Genomic DNA, 4,054 nt, shown 5'->3' with positions numbered 1-4,054 from the left:
TAATTCAAGTGAATTTGTTTGAAAGAAGAACTTTAAAAGCTTTATTTTCACCCGATAAAATACCCATAAAACAAGAGGAAGCTCAAATGAGCTTCCTCTTGTGAAAAATTGTGGGACAGCAATGGACTCCGGTCTTGCTTTTTTTATGCCCGCAGCGGCATGATAATGCGCTCATTCCTATCCTGATGTGCTGCTTATGCGCTTTCATCTTCGTCCTGCCACCGAACACGATCTTGCTGCCATTCAGGCGATTTATAACCCGGAAGTGCTACAGCATGTAAACACCTGGAATGAACAGCCCTTTGATCTGGCACATTTCCAGCACTGGTTCCAGCAATTACAAAAACAGAATTTTCCGCTGCTGGTAGCCGAACATCTGGACACCGGACAAATTGCCGGCTATGCCGATTATTCTACCTTCCGCAGCATCAGCGGTTTTAAACATACAGTCGAACATTCGGTGTTTATTGACCGTCAATTCAGCCGGCAGGGTTTGGGCAAACAGTTGATGCAAGCCTTAATTCAACATGCGCAGGCGCATCAGGTTCATGTGATGGTGGCCGCTATTGACCATGACAATAGCGGTTCAATGGCCTTGCATCAGCAATTAGGTTTTCAGCATTGCGGCTATATGCCCCAAGTTGGAAAAAAATTTGGTCAATGGCGTGATCTGGTACTAATGCAACTCATTCTGGATCCAGCACCAGAGCAGACAGCATCAACACCAGCCGATTGACCTGTGTTGATTAAAGACACCTAGCACAGAAAATTTAATCCAGCGGATTACCGACTATATTGCTGATAATGCCTTTCATGATATGTGGCCCCTGCTCTTGGCGCAGTTCGGCATACCAGGCTTCCGTCACCTGCTGGTCTTTCATATGCGTAACATCACAGCGTTTACGCGCGCGCAGCACCAGCTCATTGGCGCGCTCATTACGTTTATTCTGGTAGCGGCTTAAGGCATCCTGCATACCCAGGGTATTAATTTGTAAGGCACGCGCCAGATAAATAGCATCTTCCATGGCCTGACAACCACCCTGCCCAATATCTGGCGTGGTGCTATGTGCGGCATCTCCCACTAGCACCACCCGGCCTTTATAAAAATTGGCGAAAGGCTCAATATCATGAATTTCCACGCGATTGGTGCGCTGTTCATCAATCGAGTCTATCAGCTGCTGCACCTGCGGACACCAGCCCTGAAAATACTGTTTTAACAGTGTTTTATACTGGCTGCGGTCATTCTCCAGTCCGGCCGCTAGCGGCACATCAAAGAAAAAATAAAAACGCTGATCGGCCACCGGCATCAGGGAAGCGCGCTTGCCTTCTCCGACAAAGGTAGTCCACTGGTCGGCCGGGGCCAGCTGTTCGGACACCTCCACCAGACCATTCCAGTTGACATAACCGGCATAACGGCGCGCGACGGTTTCATCCAGTACATAGGCGCGGGTTAAAGAGTGGGTACCATCGGCCCCGACCAGCAGTTCGGTTTGTAGCTGTGTGCCATCAGCAAAGCTGACCGTCACCTGTGAACCATCTTCCTGGAGTGCCACCATTTTCTTGCCTAAATAGATGTGCTCACGACCAAATGCATCCATCAGCATATTTTGCAGTTCCGCGCGCGACACCGGATACGGACGCTGCCCGACTTCTTCAATTAACGGCGTCAGGCTGAACTGGGTCATCACATCACCGCTCAGGCCATCGACATAGGCCAGATGATCCATCTGCCCGCCCAGCTCGGCCACCTGCTCGGTCAGTCCGAGGTAATTCAGGCACTTCACCCCATTGGACCACAGGGAAATGGCCGCGCCCACCGGAAGAATCTGCTCGGCCTGTTCATAAATACGCACTTCATGGCCAAACTTTTTTAGTGCAATCCCTGTGGTTAATCCGCCAATACCTGCACCAATAATTGTAATTTTCATTTTTCCTCCCAAGGCTTGCCTGTCAAAACTGAACAGCTGAAGCGAAAAACGTGCCATTTCATGCTTAGCCTGGGTCGCATGGCCAGAAGTTGGCACAGGCTGTGCTTCTACCCGTAGTAATAGGCCTGCTGTACAAGCCAAATCTGGCGCCACTGCCTGATTTCGATGCACGGCCGTGCCTGCTGTGAATGAACAATAAATGGAAGAGAATTATGGCCACTTTAATTGCACCAACATTTGACCTACCGCCCCAGCTTCAAACACTAACCAACCTGGCAGATACCCGTATTGGTGCAAAAGTTCTTGAATGTTCAGATGATTTTTTTGCCGATGCGCAGCGTATGCTGCAATTTGCAGCACCAGTATTTGTGGAAGATAAATTTGATGATCATGGCAAATGGATGGACGGCTGGGAAACCCGCCGCAAGCGCCATGCCGGTTATGACTGGGCCATTGTCCAGTTAGGTGTGGCTGGCAAAATTCAGGCGCTGGATATTGATACCACCTTTTTTAGCGGTAACTATCCCGCTTCAGCCAGTGTCGAAGCCTGCTATGCGCCGCAAGGTAATCTGGAGCAGGCCGAATGGCAGCCGCTTTTAGCCAACAGTATTTTGGGACCCAGCCAGCATCATCTGTTTGAAGTCAGCTCTGATGCGGTCTATACCCATGTGCGTCTGAATATTTTCCCCGATGGCGGTGTGGCACGTTTTCGCGTATATGGCGAGGTGAAAATTCAGACCACAGATCATCAGGGTACACTGGATTTACTGGCGCTTGAAAACGGCGGCCGGGTAATTACCTATAGCGATGCCCACTTTGGCCATCCACGCAATCTGATTAATCCGGGTCGTAGCATCAATATGGGCGATGGCTGGGAAACCAAACGCCGCCGCACGCCCGGCTTTGACTGGTGTATTCTGGCTTTGGGACAGGCCGGCCAGATTGAAAAAATTGATATCGACACCGCCCATTTCAAGGGCAACTACCCGGCAGAAGTGTCGATTCAGGCCGTCTATATTGAAGATGCCACCGATCCGCAACTGATTCCACAAAGCATGTTCTGGCCATTTTTACTGGAGGCGCAGCCCATGCAGATGGACCATGTGCATTCCTTTATCGAGCAGATTTTAAAGCACGATAAAATCTCGCATATCCGGGTCAATATGATTCCCGACGGCGGCATCAGCCGGATTCGCCTCTGGGGCACACTGGTGGACTAACGCACCAGCGTCGCTGTTGGCCCACTCCACAGGCTGACAGCGACCTCCATCTCTACCAGTTGATGATGACCATAAAAATACCCGCCCAGGAACTCTCAAACAACATGAAAAATACCATTCAGATTCAAGCATTGACCCTGGACAATTTTGCCCCTTTTGGTGAAGTGATTAGCTGTCAGGGACATGACTATTTTCATATTAACCATGCCCAAACCGAGCGTTATCATGCGCTGGCCATGACGGAAATTTTTGGTGAAGGACAAGCAGGCATCAGTATTTTCCGCAATATCCAGAGTACCCAAATACCGTTTCAGGTAGCAATGCTGGAGCGCCATCCTCAAGGGTCGCAGGCTTTTATTCCGATGCAGGGGCAAGCCTTTCTGGTGGTGGTGGCACCGGGTTTAAATACAGATGAGCCAGAACTCAGCCAGCTTCAAGCGTTTATTAGCGATGGTTCCCAAGGCGTGAATTACCGCGCCGGGACCTGGCATCATCCCCTGCTGACGCTGGAGGCACCCAGCGATTTTGCCGTGATTGACCGGATTGGCTCTGGTCCCAACTGCGATGTATATGAATTCAACTCACCCATCCAGATTGTTTCTGCCCAGATTTAATTCTCCATTTGGTTTGACATCCTCACCCACCTGAAAGGAGGGTGATTCCTACTGCTAGACGCTTATGCCCAAGCGCAAGTATGTTCTTGGCGGAGTTTAAATCGCGTTGATTTACACTTCCGCATTCACATTTCCATACTCTTATTCGCAAATCTGCTCTACCTTTCGGACTGCTTGCGGTGATTGCACCGCAGCTCGAACAGGTTTGGGTTGTGAATCTCTCGTTGACTTCCTCAAACATGACCCCTGCGTTCTCGCATTTATACTTGAGCATGGTTTTGAGTGCTGAAAA

Annotated in this window: 5 protein-coding genes; 3 read left to right on the top strand and 2 right to left on the bottom strand. The window is 49.9% G+C overall.

Annotated elements, in window-relative coordinates; genetic code table 11:
* Window positions 1–196 precede the first annotated feature (196 nt).
* Window positions 197–736: a GNAT family N-acetyltransferase gene (locus FTU55_RS14610; RefSeq protein WP_016658725.1), complete on the top strand. Its 540-nt coding sequence runs from the start codon at window positions 197–199 to the stop codon at window positions 734–736.
* Between the two features lie 34 nt (window positions 737–770).
* Here the strand turns inward: FTU55_RS14610 and hpxO are convergent, their stop codons facing one another.
* Complete coding sequence (gene hpxO / locus FTU55_RS14605) at window positions 771–1,928, bottom strand: FAD-dependent urate hydroxylase HpxO (RefSeq protein ID WP_104513247.1); 1,158 nt, start codon at window positions 1,926–1,928, stop codon at window positions 771–773.
* Between the two features lie 212 nt (window positions 1,929–2,140).
* Here hpxO and alc point away from each other — a divergent pair, with 212 nt between their 5' ends.
* Complete coding sequence (alc, locus tag FTU55_RS14600) at window positions 2,141–3,148, top strand: allantoicase (RefSeq protein WP_180047454.1); 1,008 nt, start codon at window positions 2,141–2,143, stop codon at window positions 3,146–3,148.
* Between the two features lie 104 nt (window positions 3,149–3,252).
* Window positions 3,253–3,762, top strand: coding sequence for an ureidoglycolate lyase (locus FTU55_RS14595; protein WP_180047452.1), 510 nt, complete (start codon window positions 3,253–3,255; stop codon window positions 3,760–3,762).
* A 22-nt stretch (window positions 3,763–3,784) separates the two neighbouring features.
* Here FTU55_RS14595 and FTU55_RS14590 read toward each other — a convergent pair.
* A partial coding sequence (locus FTU55_RS14590) for a zinc ribbon domain-containing protein (protein WP_180047450.1) occupies window positions 3,785–4,054 on the bottom strand: 270 nt, incomplete at its 5' end.

Source organism: Acinetobacter sp. YH12117 (assembly GCF_013418865.1).
In the GTDB taxonomy this organism is placed as follows: Bacteria; Pseudomonadota; Gammaproteobacteria; order Pseudomonadales; family Moraxellaceae; genus Acinetobacter; species Acinetobacter indicus.
Note: the sequence above shows the minus strand (reverse complement) of the source record. Positions and strands in the feature narration are given on the sequence as shown.